The sequence below is a fragment of the Clostridium sp. UBA6640 genome, assembly GCF_002455975.1.
Taxonomy (GTDB): Bacteria; Bacillota; Clostridia; order Clostridiales; family Clostridiaceae; genus Clostridium_J.
In genome coordinates, this window is sequence record NZ_DKLM01000001.1 from 38,703 (window position 1) to 61,172 (window position 22,470).

The 22,470-nt window shown below is 30.9% G+C and carries 18 protein-coding genes; 15 read left to right on the forward strand and 3 right to left on the reverse strand.

Translation table 11 applies throughout. The annotated features are described in order from the left end of the window. Window positions 1-302 precede the first annotated feature (302 nt). From B2W91_RS00165 to B2W91_RS00195, 7 genes are all read left to right on the forward strand, one after another. Window positions 303-1,055 (forward strand): nitroreductase family protein, encoded by a 753-nt coding sequence (locus B2W91_RS00165; protein WP_291578217.1) that lies wholly within the window; start codon window positions 303-305, stop codon window positions 1,053-1,055. 435 nt (window positions 1,056-1,490) lie between these two features. After that, on the forward strand, window positions 1,491-3,110 hold the full coding sequence (locus tag B2W91_RS00170) for a vanadium-dependent haloperoxidase (RefSeq protein ID WP_291578218.1): 1,620 nt from the start codon (window positions 1,491-1,493) through the stop codon (window positions 3,108-3,110). A 467-nt stretch (window positions 3,111-3,577) separates the two neighbouring features. Further along, complete coding sequence (locus tag B2W91_RS00175; RefSeq protein WP_291578219.1) at window positions 3,578-4,264, forward strand: response regulator transcription factor; 687 nt, start codon at window positions 3,578-3,580, stop codon at window positions 4,262-4,264. Next, complete coding sequence (locus B2W91_RS00180; protein WP_291578220.1) at window positions 4,254-5,372, forward strand: sensor histidine kinase; 1,119 nt, start codon at window positions 4,254-4,256, stop codon at window positions 5,370-5,372. The genes B2W91_RS00175 and B2W91_RS00180 overlap by 11 nt, the downstream gene beginning before the upstream one ends. Window positions 5,373-5,471: 99 nt before the next feature. Beyond that, window positions 5,472-6,338, forward strand: a complete 867-nt coding sequence (locus B2W91_RS00185; RefSeq protein WP_291578221.1) for an ATP-binding cassette domain-containing protein — start codon at window positions 5,472-5,474, stop codon at window positions 6,336-6,338. Further along, the gene (locus tag B2W91_RS00190) at window positions 6,338-7,543 is read left to right on the forward strand and encodes an ABC transporter permease subunit (RefSeq protein ID WP_291578222.1); all 1,206 of its coding nucleotides are present in this window, start codon (window positions 6,338-6,340) and stop codon (window positions 7,541-7,543) included. The genes B2W91_RS00185 and B2W91_RS00190 overlap by 1 nt, the downstream gene beginning before the upstream one ends. Window positions 7,544-7,550: 7 nt before the next feature. Beyond that, window positions 7,551-8,660, forward strand: a complete 1,110-nt coding sequence (locus B2W91_RS00195) for a hypothetical protein (RefSeq protein WP_291578223.1) — start codon at window positions 7,551-7,553, stop codon at window positions 8,658-8,660. A 205-nt stretch (window positions 8,661-8,865) separates the two neighbouring features. Here the strand turns inward: B2W91_RS00195 and B2W91_RS00200 are convergent, their stop codons facing one another. Beyond that, window positions 8,866-9,534 (reverse strand): cysteine hydrolase, encoded by a 669-nt coding sequence (locus tag B2W91_RS00200; RefSeq protein WP_291578224.1) that lies wholly within the window; start codon window positions 9,532-9,534, stop codon window positions 8,866-8,868. A gap of 298 nt (window positions 9,535-9,832) precedes the next feature. On the opposite strand from B2W91_RS00200, the gene B2W91_RS00205 reads away from it, so the two are divergent. The 6 genes from B2W91_RS00205 to B2W91_RS00230 all read left to right on the forward strand — a co-directional run bounded on the left by B2W91_RS00205 (window position 9,833) and on the right by B2W91_RS00230 (window position 18,734). Beyond that, window positions 9,833-12,163: a xanthine dehydrogenase family protein molybdopterin-binding subunit gene (locus tag B2W91_RS00205; protein WP_291578225.1), complete on the forward strand. Its 2,331-nt coding sequence runs from the start codon at window positions 9,833-9,835 to the stop codon at window positions 12,161-12,163. Window positions 12,164-12,335: 172 nt separating this feature from the next. Continuing rightward, window positions 12,336-13,463, forward strand: coding sequence for an RNA-guided endonuclease InsQ/TnpB family protein (locus tag B2W91_RS00210; protein ID WP_291578226.1), 1,128 nt, complete (start codon window positions 12,336-12,338; stop codon window positions 13,461-13,463). Between the two features lie 193 nt (window positions 13,464-13,656). After that, a complete protein-coding gene (locus tag B2W91_RS00215; RefSeq protein ID WP_291578227.1) occupies window positions 13,657-14,517 on the forward strand; it encodes an FAD binding domain-containing protein in 861 nt (286 codons plus the stop codon). Continuing rightward, on the forward strand, window positions 14,501-15,025 hold the full coding sequence (locus tag B2W91_RS00220; protein ID WP_291578228.1) for a (2Fe-2S)-binding protein: 525 nt from the start codon (window positions 14,501-14,503) through the stop codon (window positions 15,023-15,025). The genes B2W91_RS00215 and B2W91_RS00220 overlap by 17 nt, the downstream gene beginning before the upstream one ends. Before the next feature lie 231 nt (window positions 15,026-15,256). Beyond that, the gene (locus B2W91_RS00225; RefSeq protein ID WP_291578229.1) at window positions 15,257-16,999 is read left to right on the forward strand and encodes an ABC transporter ATP-binding protein; all 1,743 of its coding nucleotides are present in this window, start codon (window positions 15,257-15,259) and stop codon (window positions 16,997-16,999) included. Next, window positions 16,989-18,734, forward strand: coding sequence for an ABC transporter ATP-binding protein (locus B2W91_RS00230; protein ID WP_291578230.1), 1,746 nt, complete (start codon window positions 16,989-16,991; stop codon window positions 18,732-18,734). Before B2W91_RS00225 ends, B2W91_RS00230 begins: the two co-directional genes overlap by 11 nt. Before the next feature lie 94 nt (window positions 18,735-18,828). Here the strand turns inward: B2W91_RS00230 and B2W91_RS00235 are convergent, their stop codons facing one another. Beyond that, window positions 18,829-19,299, reverse strand: a complete 471-nt coding sequence (locus B2W91_RS00235; protein ID WP_291578231.1) for a cupin domain-containing protein — start codon at window positions 19,297-19,299, stop codon at window positions 18,829-18,831. Between the two features lie 412 nt (window positions 19,300-19,711). On the opposite strand from B2W91_RS00235, the gene B2W91_RS00240 reads away from it, so the two are divergent. Both B2W91_RS00240 and B2W91_RS00245 read left to right on the forward strand, forming a co-directional pair. Then, complete coding sequence (locus tag B2W91_RS00240; RefSeq protein ID WP_291578232.1) at window positions 19,712-20,617, forward strand: ABC transporter ATP-binding protein; 906 nt, start codon at window positions 19,712-19,714, stop codon at window positions 20,615-20,617. A 2-nt stretch (window positions 20,618-20,619) separates the two neighbouring features. Continuing rightward, on the forward strand, window positions 20,620-21,423 hold the full coding sequence (locus B2W91_RS00245; protein ID WP_291578233.1) for an ABC transporter permease: 804 nt from the start codon (window positions 20,620-20,622) through the stop codon (window positions 21,421-21,423). 688 nt (window positions 21,424-22,111) lie between these two features. Here B2W91_RS00245 and spoVAE read toward each other — a convergent pair. Then, window positions 22,112-22,465, reverse strand: a complete 354-nt coding sequence (spoVAE, locus tag B2W91_RS00250; RefSeq protein ID WP_291578234.1) for a stage V sporulation protein AE — start codon at window positions 22,463-22,465, stop codon at window positions 22,112-22,114. Between the last annotated feature and the right edge of the window lie 5 nt (window positions 22,466-22,470).

Here is a 22,470-nt window from a genome sequence, read left to right on the forward strand (position 1 = left end):
AGATCAGGAAAAGGTACAGGACTTGGCCTATCAATAGTAAAAAGTTTAATAGAAAAAATCAATGGAACTATAGAAGCAGATAAGTGCGGAGATATGCTAAATATTTATTGTAGATTTAAAGTTCATAAATTATGTTGAATATAAAACAAAAATTCACCACATTCCTGTGGTGAATTTTTTATTACATTTAAATACTTATCCTATACTATTATTGTACCATAAAATGGATAATATTATAAGTCTGCTATTGCTAAATAGGTATTGGTATAATTTAGGGACAATGGTAAAAGGGGGGAAGTTAAATGAGCAATGAAGTAATCACATCATTAAAAAATCATAGGTCAATAAGAAGTTTTGAAAAGAAAAAAATTGAGAAAGAGATTTTAGATGAAATACTAGAAGCTGGGATTAGGGCTGCTAATGGAGGAAACTTGCAGGGATATTCATTAGTTGTAGTCGACGACTTAGAAAAGCTAGAAGAGCTTGGAATATATAATACACCACTTGTAATAATAGCATTAGCAGATGCCTATAGAACTAAAAAGTGGTTTACTACTTTTGGTGAGGATAAAACACCTGTAAATACAACTCATACATTCTTCATAAATAACTGGGATGCACTAATTTGCCTTCATAATATTCAAATAGCAGCAGAAAGCCTAGGGCTTGGCACATATTATAACGGAGATGTAACCTCTAAGGATTTAAGAAAGATCATAAATAATCCGATGTATACTTTCCCAGCAGGAATGCTATGTTTAGGATATCCAAAGAATGAAGGTAGGCTTTTAGATAGATTGCCACTGGAGGCAGTTGTACATTATAACTCCTACAAAATACCTACAGAAGAAGAAATAAGGGAATGGTATGGCGAAAAGGAAAATTTATTTCAAACTAGAAACAGTAAGGAAAGACTTGAGGAGCTAAAAAATAAAGGCATTTCTAATATGGCACAAGCTTATTCTAAAAATAAATTTAAAAAAGACGAGCTAGACATAGTAAGTAAAGGAATAAAAAGAAACCTTAAAGAGTCTGGATATGATATAGGGATATAATGCGAAAATTTAATGCTACTCTGGAAAATAAATTTTCTACAAAAACAGATTAACCCCTTAGAAATTAAGGATTAATAATTAAAAATGAAAAATTTAGGATGAAATTCACTAAAAGTGAATTTCTAAAATCAAGTTTATTTTAAAAAACTCCAAAGGCTTTGACGGTGGAGCTTTAACCATAATTTTTCATTCTTCATTCTTAATTTTTAATTCATTAGTAAAAAAGCAAAGAAGGGGGTTCCTCCACCTTCACCAATAAAATTCACCAATGCTTATAGCTGGCTTAAAAGTCAGCGTAATTAAATTATATAACATTTGAGATTAAGAATAGAAATTTAATCACTCGATACATATAATATATTGAAGAATTGATATAGATAGCATATTTAAATTTGAATATAGTAAAGTTCTAATTAAATAGTAGGAGTGATTAAGGTGGAAGAAAGGCAAGATAAAAAGAGAGAAACGAATCAAAGTGAAGATAAAGTTTGTATTACTAAGTCCGTATGTCCTAAATATAATGTAATAAAAGATCAGTGCGGGATCGGACCTTTGACGCCTGAGCAGAGGCGCATTGAGGCCTTTGAAAAACGAATTCAGTCTGCTTTATTTCAGAAAAATTTGATCCTTCAGGGTCAAAGATGCAATGACGATGAAGTTTTATATGCAAATAAAATTGGAAGTTATACAAAGGCTTTACCTCATAATTTGTTAGGAGAAGTAAATCTAGATGCCTACAATATTTGGATAAACACATTAGCCACTGGAAATCCAGAAAAATTTGAGTTGTTACCACTAGGAGGGACTACAAAATTCTCTAACCCTCAGGCTTCCTATGCCTATGAGATGGTTGGACCTGATTCTCATCATCTCACTATTGTACCAGCTCCGAGCTTTTCCAGTGCCATAGAAGCAAGTGAAATGGCTGAGGATTATTGGATGGCTTTAACTCGTGATGTCCCTTTTGTAGATTATAACACTAACCGTGAAACTAGGGCTGCAGCTGAGGATTTATCAAGGTTTTCGAAGTTTGATGGTCCTAAGTGCAAATGTAAAGTCACCACGGAAACACTTTTCCGTGGTAATGTACCTGGTGCTTTGGAAGGACCATATGTTTCACAGTTCCTCTTGAAGGATATTCCCTTTGGGGCAAAAACTGTAACACAAAACTATATTGCACCTGTGGGAAAAATCGATTATATGACTTCATATAATGAATGGCTTAATATACAGAATGGACAGGCGCCATCTTCAACATTAAAACTTGATCCAACACCTCGATATATTAGTAATGGCAGAGTTCTTGGTGAATATGTTCATAAAGATAGCAGCATTCAGGCTGCAGTAATGGCCTGTTCCATACTACTAGGATTTGGGCAGGACGCTTTGTCTTTGAGTAATCCTTATTTGTTCTCAAAAACTCAGCAGGGATTTGCTACCTTTGGTGCTCCACATGTTTTGGATTTTGTGGCTCGTGCATCAAGGATGGCACTTGAAGCAGCCTGGTTCCAAAAGTTTTTAGTGCATCGAAGATTAAGACCCGAAGAGTTTGGGGGATGCGTACAAAACCTTAAGACAGGTGCTGCAAGGTATCCGATTAATCCAGAATTATTAAATTCAAGGGTATTAGAGATAGTATTTGAAAAATATGGAACCTACCTTCTACCTATGGCTTATCCTGAAGGATGTCCAACTCATCCAGCATATCCTGCAGGCCATGCAGCTCACATTGGAGCGGAGGTAACTATTTTAAAAGCGTTTTTCAATGAGGATTATATTATCCCTAATCCAGTAGTAGCTAGCGCTGACGGACTTAAGTTGCAACCATATCTTGGGGGTGATTTAAAAGTAGGGGGAGAATTAAATAAGCTTGCTACCAATATTTCCCTTGCGCGAGATTTTGCAGGTGTTCACTGGCGCTCAGACGGTTTAGAGGGTATGAAACTTGGAGAAGCTGTAGCAATAGGGTTACTTCAGGACTATAGAGACACCTATAATGAAGAATTTCATGGTTTTTCCTTCACAAAATTTGATGGTACAAGAGTAATAATTTAAAAAATATATCTGTAAAATATGAAATGGTAAATATTAAGTATTTCTAAAAATTATCATTCTACAACTTTTAGATTTCTGAACAAACTTGTAATAAATTTATGATTAAATAAGAGGTCTGCTTGAAAGTGAATTTTAAATCAGTTTCAAGCAGACCTTTTTATAGTTTGAAAAAAGATTTCCTTATCATCATGGATTTTAATAATATCATTTAAAATATGCACAAAAAACAAAGTAATATCTGTACTAACAAAAGATGTTCCACTATACCATATTGCTGGAGGCAATTCATATAAAATTAGATTAATTTAATCAGTAATGTATTAAGAATATGAATGATGTTGGATATATGATAAAATAAAATTTTTATTACTATGATTATTATATCTTACCCCAATATATAATTTTTGTATTGATATGAAAGTTCTTGGATAGTAAACTATTGATGTATTAGAAAAGAGGGGAACAGTATGGAGAAAATTTTAATCGTCGAAGATGATGAGGACATAAGAAATATATTAAAGCTTTACTTGGAAGGTCAATCCTATGAGATATTGAAGGCTGAAAATGGGGCTGAAGCAATGAAGCAATTAGTTAAACAGCCAGATCTTGTTATTTTAGATTTGATGCTTCCAGATATTGATGGGCTAAGTATTTGTAAAAGTATTCGTAAAAAATATTATTACCCTATTATCATGATTACAGCTAAAAATGCAGATCAGGACAAAATATTAGGTCTAAGCTATGGTGCTGATGATTATATTAGCAAGCCTTTTAATCCATTAGAAGTAGTTGCTAGAGTAAAGGCACAATTAAGACGTTATAAACAATATGGTGAAAGCATAACTGATACGGAAAGTATTTATTATAAAGCGCTTACTTTAAATCAAAAGAGTAAACAAGTAAGTATTAATGAAAAAGAGATTAAGCTTACACCTACGGAGTTTAAAATATTAGAAGCACTATTAAAGAGAAAAGGAGAAGTTTTAAGTGGAGAGGAATTGTTTAATTTGATTTGGGAAGACCAATATTATTCAAAACCAACCAATACTATTACTGTTCATGTTAGAAACTTAAGAGAAAAAATGGGAGATTCTTATGAAAAACCAGAATATATTAAAACGGTATGGGGGGTAGGCTATATCATTGAAGCATAAAAAATGGAAATGGAATTATTATATTATCTCGTTCATAGCTTTTATACTCATATTGTTTTTTATTGATATATACTTAGAAGGCAGTGTTGCTGAATATTTTGTACGGCAATTACTTGAGGACAGAGAAGAAGTAACATTAAGTTATAGTAGATATCATGCAATAAGGGGAACTTTTAGATGGGATAGATTGAGAGACATATTAATATTTATAGCTGTTACAGGTTTCTTAATAGTAGAAATTAGTATTTATTTTGTCTCTAAAGTATCGCAAAATCGTGAGAAGGAGAAAGTAGTAGCTCAAGTGGAGGAGAGACTACGTCAGTTTCGAGATGATGAAAATCCTACTGAAGTTCAAGAATTAAGACTTATTGATGTGGAGATTAAATCAATTTTGAATGAAAAGGCAAGAATAGAGCAAGAAAAAGAAATGGAAATTCAAAAGAAAAATGATTTGGTAACTTATTTGGCACATGATTTAAAAACACCTTTAACAGCTATTATTGGTTATTTGAGTATTTTGGAAGAATCTGAAGTTCCAGAAAAAATTCAGAAAGATTATTTAAAAAAAGTTTTAGATAGAGCCTACCATTTAGAGGAATTAACCAATCAGTTTTTTGATATTACTAGGTTTAATCTTCAAGAGATTCCAATAAATAAAACAGAATTTGATGGAGAATTTTTTTTGCAACAGATAACAGATGAGTTTTATCCATTATGTATACCTAAAAAATTACAGATTGATTTAAATATATCACCAAATTTTAAAATATATGGCGATGGTAGCCTTTTGGCAAGAGTTTTAAATAATATTCTAAAAAATGCTATCAGCTATAGTAATAAGAATTCTGTTATTAAAATTACAGGTAAAGAAGAGGGAGAAATGACTAGCATAACTGCGGAAAATGATGGAGATGTTATATCAGATCAAGAACTTGAACTAATATTTCAAAAATTTTACCGCAGAGATAAAGCAAGAAGTCAATCATCAGGGTCAGGACTGGGACTTGCTATTGCTAAAGAAATAGTAGAGCGTCATGGTGGAATGTTAAAGGCAAAAAGTGTAAATGGTCATACAACCTTTAGTATTTATTTACCAAAATCTTTATAAAATCTTTATAAATCATATATAAATTATGAATAAACTTTTGTCTAATAATTGATAGAGTAATGGTTAGACAAAAGTTTTTTATTTTTTGGAGGGTCTAAAATGGAATTAAAGATTAATAAAGTAACAAAAGAATTTAAAGGTTTAAAGGCTGTAAAAGATGTTGATTTAAATTTTACACCAGGTATATGGGGACTTTTAGGACCAAATGGGGCTGGAAAAACAACGTTAATGAGAATGATGGTAGGAAATTTAAAACCTAGTCAAGGAAAAATTTATTTTGATAATAATAGCATCTCTAGTTTGGGAGGGGAATATCTAGGCAGGATAGGATATTTACCTCAGCATTTTGGATATGACAAGAATCAAAGTGTAGAAGACTTTCTAAACTATATAGGTTCTCTAAAGTGTATTGACAAAGTTACAAGAAATAAACGTATTACAGATTTATTAGAACAATTTAATTTATCTGATGTAAAGCATAAAAAAGTAGATAAACTTTCTGGTGGAATGAAAAGAAGAGTAGGAATTTGTCAGGCGATGCTGAACAATCCAGATATATTAATTGTTGATGAACCTACAGCAGGTTTGGATATAGAAGAAAGAAGAAATTTTCGCCACTATCTAACAACAATTAGCAAGGAAAAAATTATTATTCTTTCTACGCATATTGTATCTGATATAGAATTTATTGCAAACTATCTTATATTGATGGAAAAGGGAGTAATTATTGAATCAGGAGAAAGTCATACATTAATTAATTCTATTGATGGTATGGTTTTTGAAGCAGTTGTGCAATACGAAGAGATGAACATGCTAGAAAAGCAATATAGAATCATGAATTTTCGTAATGAAGGTGATGGAGCAGTAACCATTCGATATATTGCAAAGTCGCCATTAAAAGGTAGTAAGCTAGTTAAACCTAATTTAAATGACTTCTATCTTTCAAAGATAAAGGAGGTTAAATAATGGATATATTTATTTCTGAGTTGAAACGTCAAATGGGGGGGAAGAGGTTTGTATATTACCTTTTAACTTCTATTATTCTTGGGATACTATGGGCATGGTTTATTATAGGTGGAAGAACAGAAGGCTTTATGATGACCGGATGTTATAAAGGACTTAAAGGAATGAAAGCTATAGAAATTGCGGCTAAGGATAGAAATGTATATTCTGGAAAAATGACTTTGGATAATTTTCAAAAAAGCGGTGAAGTTTTTTTAAAGTCTAAGGATAAAGAAGACAACATCATTATGAATGATGATTTATTAAAATTGGCAGTTTATGCAGATACACTAGTTATGCAAAATTATAGACTTAAACTAATATCAGGAGGTGACATTTACCAAGTTGAAAAGTTTCCTTTAGATTTTGGTTCTCATTTTTATGAAAATGAAAACTTATATTATGAAAATCTCATTGCTACAAGAACAAAAAACCAAGTAGAAAAGGACTTAGCTCACAAAATGTGGAGCAAAGTAGAAAAACCATATACTTATTATGGTGGTTATGAAACATGGAGAGATGGTATTGAACATATTCAATTATTTACTTTTGTACTTTTAATAATTATAGGTTTCTTTTCAAGTGGAATTATTGCACAGGATAAAGAATGCGGCTTAGATGAAATTATATCTTCAACAAAAGGTGGAAGAGGGAAGTTATTATTTGCTAAGCTTTTTATACCAATTATTATGGGATGTCTTATGTATGTATTTGGAATGGGAACGTATATAGGAATTTTGAATCATTATCTTCCAGCAACTGCTCTTAAAACATCAGCTCAACTATTCACAACTGTTCTACCTTATAATTTAGGTGATGTAATGAAAAAGATGATTGTGGTAGGAGTTATTGGGACACTTACATTTTGTTCATTTACAATTTTTATTTCATCTAAAGTTAAGAAAAAATCAACAGCAATGAGTATTAGTGTATTAGTTATTGTAAGTGGATTTTTATTATGTGTTGGCATGAATTTAAATAATCCAATATTGGAGGCAATAAAAATAGTTTTACCAGGTAGCGCAGTTTTTTCATTTTTTGAATTTAAGGTACCTGTAGCTTCTATATTTGGCAAAGCATTTTTGTATTTCGAATTTTGTTCAGTTATCAGTTTATTGGTGCTTTTTATCAGTCTGATAATTGGTTCATGGAATTACGTTAGGAGGTAATAAATTAATGATTTTATTAGAAATGAAACGTCGCTTATATACAAAAAACGTATTACTTTCCATATTGTGCATTCTAATTATAACTATAGGTTTGAATTTTATAGTAGTAAATGATCAAAAAGATTTTATTTATAATTCAAAACAAGAGGTCTCCTATGAGGGAGATATTACAGAGGAAAACCTTTCTTTAGCCTTAAAGAAAGTGCGAGATGAAAAATCTGAAGATTACTATTACGAATCACAAATTTGGGTAATTAAGGGCCTTGTCAAGAATTATCAAGGAATTCTTTATAATGAAAATAAAATTGAAGACTATCCTGATAAATATGCTACAGAATTTTATGATTGTTGGAAAAATAAATTTAAGGCATTAATTGAAAGGCTTCCAGCATCACAGCAGCAAGCTGCAATGAACAAGTTAAGCAAAGTGAAGACCCCGTTTGAACAATATCCTGGCCATTATTTTTACAATGATGTCTTTTCAAATATGAAGTTAGTTTTTATAATAATTATATTTTTAGTGACATTTTTTGCTTCAGGAACCTATTCTGATAGCTTTGAAGATGAAAGCATAGAAATTATTAGAACTACTAAAAGCTATAAAAAGAATATGATGATTAGAACTTTACCAGTAATTTTTTATGGAATTTTCCTGACACTAATTGCTACTTTAGGAACGGTAGGAATAATGGGTTCTGCGGTAGGATTTAAAACATTAAAAAGTAGTTTTAAGATGATTTCACTATTCTCTTTTGGCAACTTTTCTATAGGACAAGCCATCATGATAGTGACGGTAGCAGAAATCCTTGGAATCTTTGCGTTATCAACTTTGATGGGATATATCTCTTTTAAAACAAAGAAAACCACTATAGCTATAGCTTCAGGTGTCAGTTTAAGTATATTTTATATTATAGGAAGCAAAATTGAGTTAATTTCAACAAGCTTTATGAAGCACTTATTAAATGCAATTCCTATGGCGAGCTCTCAAATGTCGGATAATCTATCTGGGATTTCCTTCAATTTTGGAATATGGGAACCATATGTAATCATGCTAGAAATTTCAATGGTGTTTATATTATCTATGGTAGCACTAGCTGTTTCTATTAATCATAGCTAATCATCTGAATTATTGTGGCACAAGCCTTATCTTATTTAAAGAGATTCCGGCTCCAAATTTTTAGCTAGTACATTTTGAAGTGCACCTCAAAGTTTAGATAAAAATCTAAATTTTTGGAGGTGCATTTTTTGGTAAAAAGAATATATTAAACTGCGTTAAAAATGTAGCTTTAATTAAAACTGAACTTTACTTTTGTTATTAATTATCATGGTAAAAAGCTAATTAAATCAACCTTTGTTAGGACCGCCCGATTTCTACTTCCAGGGGCATTAAGCATATGCCATGCAGTGTATTGTTCGGCATAAGGATTATTAGCAGACATGCAGTCAACGGGAATAATAACATTGTAACCTCGGAAAGCAGCGCTAGTTCCTGTATGAAGAACCGCACCATTAGCGGCATAACCAGTAACTATAACAGTTTTAATGCCTTTTTTCCGTAATATTTCTTCTAAATTGGTTTCATAGAACTTATCTACGTTTGATTTTACAATAGGATCACCTGGCAGAGGGGTTAATTGATTGACAATATCTTCAGGATTTCCCGCAGGTATAAGGCTATACACAACTAGCATGCCATTTTTACGGGCTTTCATCAATAAATTATGAATATTAGGGATAGAGGCTATACAGCGAGGACTATTGCATATAGAGTTCTCCATATCTAATATTAATAATGCACTATTTTTTGGATTAACTGCTACTGGCTTTAGTTCAGGTGCAGGATGGGGAGAGACTGTATTCCATTTATCGATGATTGTTTGATTTGTTACTCCAGCCCTTATGTTCCTAGGAGGCCAGCATCCGCTATAGTTAGGATTATCATCGCTAGAGTGTTCAACCCACTTACCATAAATAGGACAAAAATATATCATATTGATCCTCCTAATATGATTTTATATCATTACATATTATGTAATATATAATGGAAAGTTACTGTAGATGTAAAGTTATATATATCTAAAAAGAATCAAGTATAAATTTCTCAGTTACTACTGAGAAATATCCACAATTGTGAATTGTGAATTGTGCATTGTGAATTGTGAATTAGAAAAATGGTTGAGTTTATATATTTAATGCAGTTATTTCCCTGGAAAGATAACTCATATTCATAATAATTAATTATGATAAATATATTATAAAAGAAAATGATGTTATTTCGTGGAGTAGCTAATGTATGATTTTAATGTGATAGGTAAAAATGTACCAAGAAAAGAATCTTTAGACAAAGTAACAGGTGCGGCAAAATATACAGATGATTATGAAGCTGCTGGGCTTTTACATGCAAGAATGGTAACAAGTCCTTATGCTCATGCAAAAATAAAATCTATTAAATATGAAGATTCACTAAAAGCCCCTGGAGTTAGAGCCGTGTTAACAGGGGAATATTTTCCCCATCTTGTTGGAACTACTATTGTTGATAGACCTCCCATTGCAATAGATAAAGTGAGATACAATGGCGAACCGATAGCAGTGGTGGTAGCTGATAGTGAGGTTGAAGCTGAAAAAGCTGCCCAGATGATAAAGGTAGAATATGAACCTCTACCAGCAGTAAATTCCCCAAGTGAAGCGATAAAAAAAGACTCACCGCTAGTTCATGAAAAACTTGGTGATTATGAGATTATTGATGAAGCTTTTCCTGAACCTAATACAAATATCGCTAACAGAACTAAGATTAGGAAAGGTGATATAAAAAAAGGATGGGATGAAAGTGAGGTAACTATGGAGGCAAGCTTTTCATTTCCACCTTCTGACCATGCTGCTATGGAAACAAGGTCTGTGACAGCAAGGATATTACCAGATGGAAGGGTTATTATATACTCTTGTTCTCAAGCTCCATTTGCCATAAAAGGACTTATAAGTCATTTCTTTAATATCGATCCTGGCAAGGTTATTGTTCATGTACCTCTTGTAGGTGGCGCCTATGGAGGTAAAACAGCTGTGCAGCTAGAGTTTATTGCTTATTTATGTTCAAAAGCTGTTGGGGGAAGACCGGTTAAACTTACTAATACAAGAAAAGACGATTTTATTACATCTCCAGTTCATATAGGTCTTGATGCGAAGATTAAACTTGGATCTACAAAAGCTGGGAGACTTACTGCTGCTGAGATAACCTATTTATTTGATGGTGGCTCATACTCTGATAGAGCTGTAATTATAAGCAGAGCAGCAGGAGTAGATTGTACAGGACCCTACAATATTGAAAATGTATGGTGTGACTCATTGTGCATGTATACTAATCATCCTTATGCTGCAGCCTTTAGAGGATTTGGTCATCCTGAACTTACCTTTGCAATAGAAAGATCAATGGACATTTTAGCAGATAAGCTAGGGATGGATCCCTTAGAATTAAGATTAAGAAATGCAATTTTACCAGGAGATACTAGTGCTACACAGACCTTGCTTAATAAAAGTAACTTAGGTAATTTACCAAAATGTATACAAAAGCTAATTGAGCTAATACATTGGGGGGAAGTAGATAAATCTAAAACTGCGGATGGCAAAGTTAGAGCTAAAGGTGTAAGCTGTTTCTGGAAAAACTCAAATACAGCTTTAAATGCAGGAGGAGGAGCCGTTCTTACCTTTAATTCAGATGGAAGTATTAATCTTATTTGTGCTGCAGTTGAAATAGGGCAGGGAATTAAAACAGCTTTAGCACAAATATTAGCAGAAAAAATGAAGATGGATGTAGATCAAGTTCATGTAGTAATGGAAGTTAATACTGAAACAAATCCTTATCACTGGAAAACAGCTGCAAGTAGAACTACTTTATTAATTGGAAAATCAGTTTTAAGAGCAGCAGAGGATGTCATTAAGCAACTATGTGACATTGCGGCTATTGTTCTAGGGGTTTCACCAGGTGAACTGGATGTTGGTGGAGGAAAAGTATTTTTAAAAGATAATCCTGAAATAGGAATAGAAATTAATAAAATTGCATTTGGATATACCTTTCCTAATGGAAGTTCAATTGGGGCACAGATTATTGGAAGAGGAAGCTATGCTTTGAATAATATAACAAATTTAAATCCTGAAACCGGTAAGGGTAATACAGGTCCTGAATGGACGGTTGGAGCAGCAGCTGTAGAGGTAGAGCTTGATAAAAAAGAATATACCTACAAAATTATAAAGGCTGCTTGTGTTATAGATGCAGGTAAAGTTATTAATGCTGGAGCAGCAAGAGGTCAGATATCTGGTGGCATGAACCTAGGTTTAAGCTTTGCTAGTCGTGAAGCATTTTTGTTTACAGATAAAGGCATTATTCAAAATAAGCAGCTAAGAACATATAACATTATGAGACTAGGAGAAAATCCAGAGTATCTTGTAGATTTTGTAGAGACTCCAAATTTCGATGGTCCATATGGTGCAAGAGGAATTGGGGAATATGGTGTAATTGGGATGCCTGCAGCACTTGCAAATAGTTTATCCCGCGCAGTAGAAGCACCTCTTAATCAATTGCCATTAATCCCTGAATTCATATGGAAAGTAAAAGAGGGGGTTAAATAACTGTTAAGGTAAAGTTATAAAACTATATAAAGGCTTACTATATTTTAGTATATTTAAAGTTATTTATTAGGGGTTTATTTTACGTTTTTATTGGCTATCTTATCACCTTAAATCTATTATATGAAGATAATCTTTGGATATAATAGATATTAAAAGTGAGGTGATAAACACAATGATTAAAGCATTAAATATAAGATTATATCCAAGAAAAGATCAAGTACAGTTAATGTATAAACATATTGATTGTATGAGATTTGTTTATAATTGGGCATTAGCAAGACAAATAGAAAATTATAAAGTTAAGAATAAGAAACTATCAGTTTCAGAATTAGGTAAGGAATTAACTGTTTTAAAGAATAGTGAAGGTTATGAATGGCTTTATGAAGTATCTAATGCAACTTTAAAAGAAAGCATTAGAGATTTAGATAAAGCATATAAAAATTTCTTTAATGGGAGTGGTTTCCCTAAATTTAAAAGTAAGAAAAAATCAAAACCTAAATTTTATAGTAGGTATGAGAAAGTTTATTTCAAAGAACATTTCGTAAATCTTGAAAAGATAGGCAAAGTTAAATGTAGAGTAGATTATGATTTGGATTTAACTACTATAAAAAAATTTAGTAACCCTAGAATACATTTTAATGGCAGAGTGTGGGTACTTTCAGTTGGAATTGAAACACCAGTAGAAAAAACTAAATTAAATAATTTTAGTTTAGGAATAGATTTAGGAATAACACAATTAGCAGTAACTAATATAGATAATTTATATGCCAAAAATATTAATAAAACTTATACGGTTAAAAATTTAAATAAAAGATTAAAAAGATTAGAAAGACAATGTTCAAGAAAATATGAAAAAAATAGAAAAGGAGGGAGTTACCAGCAAACTAAGAACATTGCAAAACTTGAAAAGAAGATTAAAAAACTTCATAGTAAAATTAAAAATATTAGATTAAATCATATACATCAAAGCACTTCTAAAATGGTGAAAGCCAAGCCTTTTAGAGTAGTAATGGAAGATTTAAAAGTATCTAATATGATGAAAAACAGGCACTTATCAAAGGCAATAGCAGAGCAAGGATTTGATATATTTATAAATAAAATGAAATATAAATGTGAGCAGTATGGTATTGAATTTATTCAAGTACCTACATTTTATCCATCAAGTAAAACTTGTAGCCATTGCGGTTCTATCAAGAAAGATTTAAAACTTTCAGATAGAGTTTATAAATGTTCTTGTGGTTTTATATGTGATAGGGATAAAAATGCTAGTTATAATCTTGCAAACTATGGTTTAGTATAATCAACTAAAAGATTAACTAAATTGGGTAATCGTTACAACCCACTACCTTAATAGGTAGCAAAGCCTATGGAGTGTTATATCAAACGAAAGTAGCTTAGGCAAAATCGAACATTATGAAGTAGGAAATAAACAAAACTATAAACTTATATAATTTTCTTATAGAGTTTTATAAAGTTTTGGTAACGGGACATTAATGATTGCATTTAATTTTGAATACTATAAACCTGATTCATTGGATGAGGCAGTAAAGCTATATAAAGAGCTTAGTGATAGTGGAAAGGAACCTTTATATTATTCTGGTGGTACAGAAATAATTACTATGGCAAGAAGAAATGATTTAGTTACAAAGGCAGTAATAGATATTAAAGGAATTCCTGAGTGTAATGTATTTGAAATAAAAGGCAATCAGCTGATAATAGGGGCTGCAGTTACACTCACTCATATTGCTGAGAATAAATCAATTCCATTTCTAAGCAAGACAGCAAGTTTTCCTGCAGATCATACATCCCGTAATAAGATAACAGTTGGAGGAAATATTTGCGGTAAAATTGTATATAAAGAGGCGATTTTAGGCCATTTAATTGGAGACAGCAGCGTAAGCATATACGGAGAAAAAGGTAAAAGGAATGCTCCAATAATTCAGGCTTTTAATCAAAAACTTCAACTAGAAAAAGGGGAGTTCCTTTTTCAATTGGCAACAGAAATGAGTTACTCTAATTTGCCTTATATAAGTGTGAAGAAAACTAAACAAGGAAAGATGGAGTACCCTTTAATTAGTATGGCTGCAATTAAAAAGAATAATAATATTCAAATGGCATTTAGTGGAGTTTGCCCATTTCCATTTAGGTCTATGGAAATGGAAGGGTATATAAATAATAAAGCTATTACAAAGGAACAAAGAATAGAAGGGGCAATAAACCATTTGCCTGCTCCTATATTTGGCAACATTCAAGGTTCTTCTGAATATAAGAAGTTTGTATTAAAAAATTTCNNAATTTACTGGAGTATACTTTGGAAACACTGGATGGTGAAGGAAGATGATATCATATATTGAAGAGACAAGAATAGAACTAGACATAAATGGTGAAAAGAGAAGTTTGATTGTAAGGCCTGCAGACACACTCCTTAGAGTACTTAGAGAAAGTTTGGGATTAACTGGAGCAAAACCAGGTTGTGAAAATGGAGATTGCGGCACATGTACTGTACTTTTAGATGGAATACCAATCAAAGCATGTATTATATTAGCGGTTGAAGCTGTTGGACATAAATTAATTACTATTGAGGGACTTAAGGAAGAACCTATTCAAAAAGCTTTTATTGAAAAAATGGGTTTTCAATGTGGATATTGTACTCCTGGTTTCATAATGAACTGCTATGGACTTATAAAAAGCAATCCACATGCAGATGATGAAACTATTGAGGAATGGCTACAATCTAATATTTGTAGGTGTACTGGATATGAAGAAATTAGAGAAGCTGTAAAATCAGTATTATTTTTAAATNNNNAAGAAAACTCCAAAGGCTTTAGCCTCGGAGTTTTAACCATAATTATTCATCCTTAATTCTTAATTTTTAATTCATTAGTTGTGAACTGTGAATTGTGAATTTAACATTTCTAGTGGTGACTATTACAAAAAATACCTCCTCTTGTAAAAATAGAAAAGAAGGATTATTTTAGTTGTGAGTTGAAAATATTAGTTTATAAAATAATTAATGAATGTCAGTTATTTTTTGAAGGATCCAGCAAAGATGTTTTAAAAAGAGAAGAAAATCATAAGGGAGAATTATTTGTTATGTCAAAATTAAAAATTGAGCCTATGAAAGAGCCAGATAAGATTATTAATTATTGGAAAAAAGAAAAATTAGTTGTTGCTTGTATTGCTATATTTGGATTAGCTTTTAACACAGTAATTGTTTTAGGTCCTATATTTCAAGGAAAGCTTATAGATTCAATTGTTAATGGTAATGAGCTATCTGAAACAGTAAAGCTTGCACTTATGTTTATTGGGATTATAGGAATTATTCAGCTTTTAAGATATTTTAAACGGTTTTATATAAGAAGATTTGCAAATAGCACAAGTGCTACAATGCGTCTAATGATTTACAATAATATAATGCATAAAGACATTGAAGAACTTGATAATGAAAATATGGGTAACTTAATGACAAGGGTTATTTCAGATGTTGATATATGTGTAGAAGGTATGAGAAAGTTTACTACTGAAGTTTTTGATACAGGTGTTGTAATGGCATCTTATTTAGTATCTATGTTTATTTATGATGTAAAAATAACACTTTTATCTGCTATTTTTATACCAATTGCGATGCTACTAGCTGAGAAGCTAAAAGGTGTTATTTACAAATATTCAATGGATTATCGTAAAAAAAGTAGTGAGGTTAGTAGCAGCACATATGACGCAGTTGAAAATGCTATGCTTTATCGTATAAGTGGTATGGAAGCTAAAAATAGGGAGAAGTACACAAAAGAGTTAGAGGATCTTCAAAGTAAAGCGATAAAAGCTAGTTTATTAGAAAATTCAATGCAACCTATATATCATGTTATAGCCATGCTTGGAGTAATGGTTGTAATTTATCAAGGGGGCATAAAAATAATTAATGGAGTATGGACAGTTGGAGAGTTTTCTACCTATATTGCAATGTTTACAGCACTTGCAATTAAGGCAAGTAAAGCAGCTAAATTATTTAATTCGGTACAAAAATCACAAGTATCATGGAAACGGATTAAGCCTTATCTTGTGGAATATAAAAGCAAAGATACTACAACTAGCATAAATAATGACAGGACAAGCTTATCAGTAGAAAATCTTAGTTTTAAATATAAAAGTGGAGACAAAAACATTTTTGATGATATAAGCTTTAAAGGTGCTCAAGGCGAAATAATTGGAATAACAGGTCCAATAGCTTCAGGTAAATCAACTTTAGCTTTATCATTGCTTGGGTTATATACATATGAAGGAAGCATAAAAATAGATGGTAAGGAGCTTTGTGATTACTCAGAATATGAACGAAGCAACATGATTGCTTATTTAGGTCACAGACCACAACTTCTATCAGATACTATATATAAGAATATAACTTTAGGAGACAATGAGGATATTTCCTCAGTTTTAAAAGATGTTTGTTTTGATACTGATCTGAAAATGATGCCTCAGGGCGAAAATACTTTAGTTGGTAATAGTGGTGTAAAGTTAAGTGGTGGCCAACAGGCAAGAATAGCACTTGCTAGAACACTGCTAAATAAAAATAAAATAATAATCTTAGATGATCCATTTTCTGCTATTGATATGAAAACAGAAGAAAAAATAATCCAAAATTTAAAAGAAAATTATAAAGATAGTCTAATCATTTTAGTTTCACATCGTCTAGCTATTTTTAACAACATCGATAAAATAATATTGATGAATAATGATAAAACAGTTGAGCATGGTACACATGATGAATTAATGAAAGAATCTGAAGTATATAGAACTATATATGATTTACAATGTTCAGAAGGAGGCAATGATGGAAAATAGTTTAATAAAAAAGGCTATGATGAAGGTAGTCAAAAATAATATTAAAGTAGTTATTTTATTAGTTTTTACTATTTGCAGTGTTGTTATTACAAGCCTAATTCCTCCACAATTACTGAAATATATTATAGATAATAATCTTATACCAAAGAATAATGATAAATTGCTTATTTTAGCTATTACTTACATAGTAGTCATTATGTTTATAGGTATATTTGATTTTGTCAAAGAAGCGGCTATTACTATATTAGGACAGAAAATTACAAAAGAAATAAGAATGGAAATGATGGAAAAGCTTGAAAGAATAAATGCAGCATTCTTTTCATCAAATGGTTCAGGGGCTATTGTTTCAAGATTTACTAATGACGTTGATGCAATAAATTCATTATTTACAAATGGGATTATTGGAATGGTAGTTGACTGTTTTAAGGTTATAGGTATTATAATATCAATTTGGATTTTTAGTGAAAAGCTTGGGATAATAGCATTAATCTTATTGCCTATTATATTTTGCATTACAAGACTTTTTCAAAAAAGGATGCTTAAAGCACAGATTGACAATAGGATATTAGTGGGTAAGGTGAATAATCATATTTCTGAAAGCTTAAAAAATGTGCAAATGATCAAAGCTTACAGTAAGGAAGCTTATATGGAAAAAAATTATACTGAATGTTTATTAAATAATTTCGAAACCGTTGAAAAAGTTAATTTTTATGATTCAGTTTTTCCGCCAATAATTCAAATAATACGTGCTATTGTAATTGGAACAATAGTGATATTATCATCAAAGCAGTTGAATTATTTAGGCATGTCCATAGGAATGGTTGCAGCATCAATTGAATTAATATCAAATTTATTTACTCCGATAGAGAATTTAGGAATGGAGTTTCAAAATATTCAGCAAGCAATCTCAGGAATAAGCAGAGTAGATGATTTTTACAATGAGATTGAGGATTCTTCCAAAGATAATAAAATTAAATCCGAAGATATTATCTCAGATACAGGTGATATAAGTATAGCATTTAATGATATTACATTTGAATATGAGGGGGGAGTACCTATTCTTAAAAGCATAAATCTTAAATTAGGACAAAATGAAAAAGCTACTTTTGTAGGAAGAACCGGAGTTGGAAAAACCACCTTATTCAAATTAATTATGGGACTTCTAAAGCCATCAAAGGGAAGCATAACAATTAACGGAGTTGACGTTTATGATATACCAAACTCAGAAAAACGTAGAATATTTGGATATGTAGATCAAAGCTTTCACTTTATAAAGGGAACAATAGCTGAGCAAATAAGTATGCAAGATGAAAGAATAACAAGAGAAGAAATTGAAAAAGCACTGAAGTTTGTAGGGCTTATAGAATATATATCATCTTTTGAAAAGGGCATAGATACAGAAGTTATAAATGATTCTATGTTTTCACAAGGACAAAAACAACTTTTAGCAATAGCAAGAGCAATTGTAACAAATCCACCTATACTATTATTTGATGAAATAACTGCTAATCTAGACTCAATAACAGAAGAAAGAATAGTAACGGTACTTCAAAAAGTACGTAATAACAAAACAATATTGTCAATATCACACCGTTTATCATCTATGATAGCTAGTGATACAATAGTAATCTTAGAGAATGGTAGGGTTAAGAGTGTAGGAAGCCCTGAGGAGCTCTTACAAAATGATAAATGGTATAGAAATAATATTAATATGGAAAAGCTTACTTGGAGTTAGATGGAGATTATAGAATTCTTATATGAAAAATATAAGAATTCTATAATGTAGATTTTATTTTTTATAATTCTTTATCTAATATAAGGAATATGTTTTACCTAGTTAATTTCTTTATTATATCTTCGAAATTTGGATACATATTTAAAAGTTCTGCTCTCTCAAACAGCTCAAAATCATCAAAAGTAAATGCAGGGGCTACCATACATCCAACTAAAGCAAATCCATCATTGTTCATAGAAGAACCAAATATATATCCCTTAGGAACTAAAATTTGGGGAACTTCTCCTTTCTCTACATCTAATCCTAATTGCTTAGTTATAAGCTCACCTTCTGGTGTTATCATATATATAGTGAGGGCTTGACCATCATGGTAATACCACATCTCATCAGAAGTTAATCTGTGAAAATGAGATACCTCTCCAGTTTTAAGTAAGAAATATATGCTACTAAATAATTTTTTATCTTCTCTAAAGAAATCTTCTGATATTATGGATTCTTTGAAGTATCCTCCTTCCACATGTGGTATCATGTCTAATTTTTCTATATAATATTGTGCTGATTTCATGTTATACCTCCTTCGTATAATAAAATATAAAACTTCCATAATACACCAATGGACTTAGCCTAAAATTAAGTTCAACATATGGTAAGTACTAATTAGAAGTAATGGATAATATTAAAATACCATTATTACAAAAGTGACTATAAAAAAATATTTGTTTTACGTATTTTGTATACTAATTATATATCTATTTTNNAAAATAGATATATAATTAGTATTATTTTATGTTATAACCCATATAATATCAAACATGTAAAAAAATATAATAAAAGGCCGTTTATATGAATAAAAATATAAATAGCAAAGAAACAGAAATAAATCATTTACTTGTATTTAGCTTTTAGTAAGGATAAGTACTTAACTCTAAAATTAAAATTAAGGTTATAGTAAGATGAGGGGAGGCTCACTTATTTTTGTGAGAAGAAAAAATATGAAAGAAATTGTAATTAATATTGAGAATCTTAAAAAAAGTTATGGAGATTATATTGCTGTAAATGATATAAGTTTTGAAATAAAATCTGGGGAGATATTTGGATTATTAGGTCCTAATGGGGCAGGAAAAACAAGTATATTAGAATGTATTGAAGGTATTAGAACTCCAGATGGTGGGAAAATAGATGTTGGTGGATATAATCCACAAGTTGATAGCAAAAAAATGCATGAAATCCTTGGAGTTCAATTACAATCATCAGGTTTACCACTAACAATGACAGTGAAAGAAGCAATAGATATGTTTTCTAATTATCATAAAGTTAGTCCTAACCATGAGATTATATCTAAAATGGGACTAAAAAATAAATTAAATAAGAAATATAGAGAGCTTTCAGGTGGAGAAAAAAGAAGATTAATATTAGCATTAGCAATAATGCATAAGCCTAAAATCCTTATTCTAGATGAGCCTACTGCTGCTTTAGATGTACAATCAAGGGTTGATTTACATGAAGTGATGAAGACATTACGAGACAATGGAACTGCTATATTACTTGCAACACATGATATGGCTGAAGCAGAAAAACTTTGTAATAGGATTGCTGTTATATTAAAAGGGAAAATCATAAAAATTGGCACACCAAACGAAATTACATCATCAGGGTCTACTATATCTAAAATATCAGTTAGAACTGTTAATGATTCTTTAAAAGAAACAGATGCAGAATTTAAAGATGACTATTATATCTATAGCTCTAAAGATCTTGGTGAAAAAGTTAATGAAATAATTAATACTATAAATAGCAAAGGTGATTCGCTTGTTGATTTAAGGATAGAACGACAATCATTAGAAGAGAAATTTATTGAATTAACTTCAGAAGGGAGAAATTGATTATGAAGGCATTTATAAATCATCTATTTTTTAATTTAAAATCGGGAATAAGGGATAGATCATTATTACTTATGAATTATCTTTTTCCTATAGCCTTTTATTTATTGATTGGTGGAATAATGCCCAAATTGAATCCAAGTTATGGTGAAAATCTCATACCTTCTATGATGATATTTGTCATTATAGTTAGTACATTACTAGGAATGCCGAATGATATTGTTATATCTCGTAATGACGGAATTTTTAGAAGTTATAAAATCAATGGAGTTCCTAAGTTATCAATTATTTCTATACCAACAATATCTACAGCTATTCACTCAATTATTGTAACTATATTTATTGTTATAACAGCACCTATATTATTTAATGTAGAGATTAATTTTAATCCATTAAGTATAATAGTTATATTTATATGTATGTATGTTGCTTGTTCTGGATTAGCTCTTATAATAGGAACTGTAGCTGATAATACATCATTGGCAGTGCTTCTAGCACAATTAATATTTTTACCATCCATGCTTATTGGTGGCTTAATGCTTCCGTCAAGCAATTTACCAAGTTCCTTAGCAAAAGCAGGGAGATTACTGCCTACATCATATGCTATGGATTTATTTGAAGCCTTAAATGAAACAGGAAATGCAGCATTTGGAAGTGGAATATCAATTGTGGTTTTATTATTATCAGGCTTAATAAGTTATGTACTAGCTATCTATTTATATAGAAGTGATTCAAATTATAGATCTAAAAAATTGTTTTTAGGCCTATTTAGTATGATGCCATTTTTAGTAGGAATGCTAGTCTTATAATAATCTGAGATATTTAATGTTTATACAAAATTATTAAATACTAGGATATAAGGCATCTTATAAATACAAGATATAAAGCTTTTATAATATGCTAAAAGACTTAGAATAAAACTAAGTTCAATATATAGTAAGCATTATTAGAAATAATGGAGAAGGGTGTTCACTTGCTTCAACTAAAAAACCCCAGGCAATACAGAAATCTGTTGTCTGGGGTTTTTTAGTCTGTATAAATTTAGGGAAAGACTTTATATTTATAATCGCATTGCAATATGCTTTTTTATTCTATATGAAATTATAAAAAGTTAAATCTGTGGATAACTTTAAACAATACACAAGCTTAAATAATGCACAACCTTAGATAATGCACAGTTCACAATTCACAATTCACAATTAAGGAGGAAATTATTTGTAGAAAAATAATTTTTTTGAATAATTTTTTTTTACTAGCAATTTTATATTGCTAGTTTTTTATTGTAGGGGCGAGCATTGTTCGCCAGTTTTTTGGCAATATCTTATAGTTTAATATTAATCAATAATATATGGCGAACACTGTTCGCCGCTACAAAATCAATTTTAAATTTCTCAGTGATAACTGAGAAATTTCCATAATTGTGAATTATGCATTGTGAACTGTGAATTAAGTTAAGTTCGCCGCTACAAAATATCCACAATTGTGCATTGTGAATATTTAACCTTTTGGTTTAAATATTATGGCAGAAAGAAACCCAAAGACTATTGCTGAAGAAACTCCTGAACTTACTGTTTTTAAAACACCAGTAAATATTCCTATAAAACCAGCTTTTTCAGCTTCAGCTAAGGCAGCTGTTACAAGGGTATTTCCGAAGCTACTTATAGGCACAAATGCTCCTGCACCTGCGAACTTTATCAAAGGATCATATAGGCCAAATCCACCTAAAATTGCACCGATTACAACTAGTGTGCAAGTTGTATGTGCAGGAGTAACCTTTAAAGTGTCCATTATAAGTTGCCCAATAACACAAATTAAACCACCTATTATAAATGCAAAAATAAATTTTTCCATAACGT

Bases quoted from the DNA above. Each gene is read 5' to 3' on its own strand.
- B2W91_RS00165 (WP_291578217.1), top strand. From the start codon at position 303: ATGAGCAATGAAGTAATCACATCATTAAAAAATCATAGGTCAATAAGA.
- B2W91_RS00175 (WP_291578219.1), top strand. From the start codon at position 3,578: ATGGAGAAAATTTTAATCGTCGAAGATGATGAGGACATAAGAAATATA.
- B2W91_RS00185 (WP_291578221.1), top strand. From the start codon at position 5,472: ATGGAATTAAAGATTAATAAAGTAACAAAAGAATTTAAAGGTTTAAAG.
- B2W91_RS00190 (WP_291578222.1), top strand. From the start codon at position 6,338: ATGGATATATTTATTTCTGAGTTGAAACGTCAAATGGGGGGGAAGAGG.
- B2W91_RS00195 (WP_291578223.1), top strand. From the start codon at position 7,551: ATGATTTTATTAGAAATGAAACGTCGCTTATATACAAAAAACGTATTA.
- B2W91_RS00200 (WP_291578224.1), bottom strand. From the start codon at position 9,534: ATGATATATTTTTGTCCTATTTATGGTAAGTGGGTTGAACACTCTAGC.
- B2W91_RS00205 (WP_291578225.1), top strand. From the start codon at position 9,833: ATGTATGATTTTAATGTGATAGGTAAAAATGTACCAAGAAAAGAATCT.
- B2W91_RS00210 (WP_291578226.1), top strand. From the start codon at position 12,336: ATGATTAAAGCATTAAATATAAGATTATATCCAAGAAAAGATCAAGTA.
- B2W91_RS00225 (WP_291578229.1), top strand. From the start codon at position 15,257: ATGTCAAAATTAAAAATTGAGCCTATGAAAGAGCCAGATAAGATTATT.
- B2W91_RS00230 (WP_291578230.1), top strand. From the start codon at position 16,989: ATGGAAAATAGTTTAATAAAAAAGGCTATGATGAAGGTAGTCAAAAAT.
- B2W91_RS00235 (WP_291578231.1), bottom strand. From the start codon at position 19,299: ATGAAATCAGCACAATATTATATAGAAAAATTAGACATGATACCACAT.
- B2W91_RS00245 (WP_291578233.1), top strand. From the start codon at position 20,620: ATGAAGGCATTTATAAATCATCTATTTTTTAATTTAAAATCGGGAATA.
- spoVAE (WP_291578234.1), bottom strand. From the start codon at position 22,465: ATGGAAAAATTTATTTTTGCATTTATAATAGGTGGTTTAATTTGTGTT.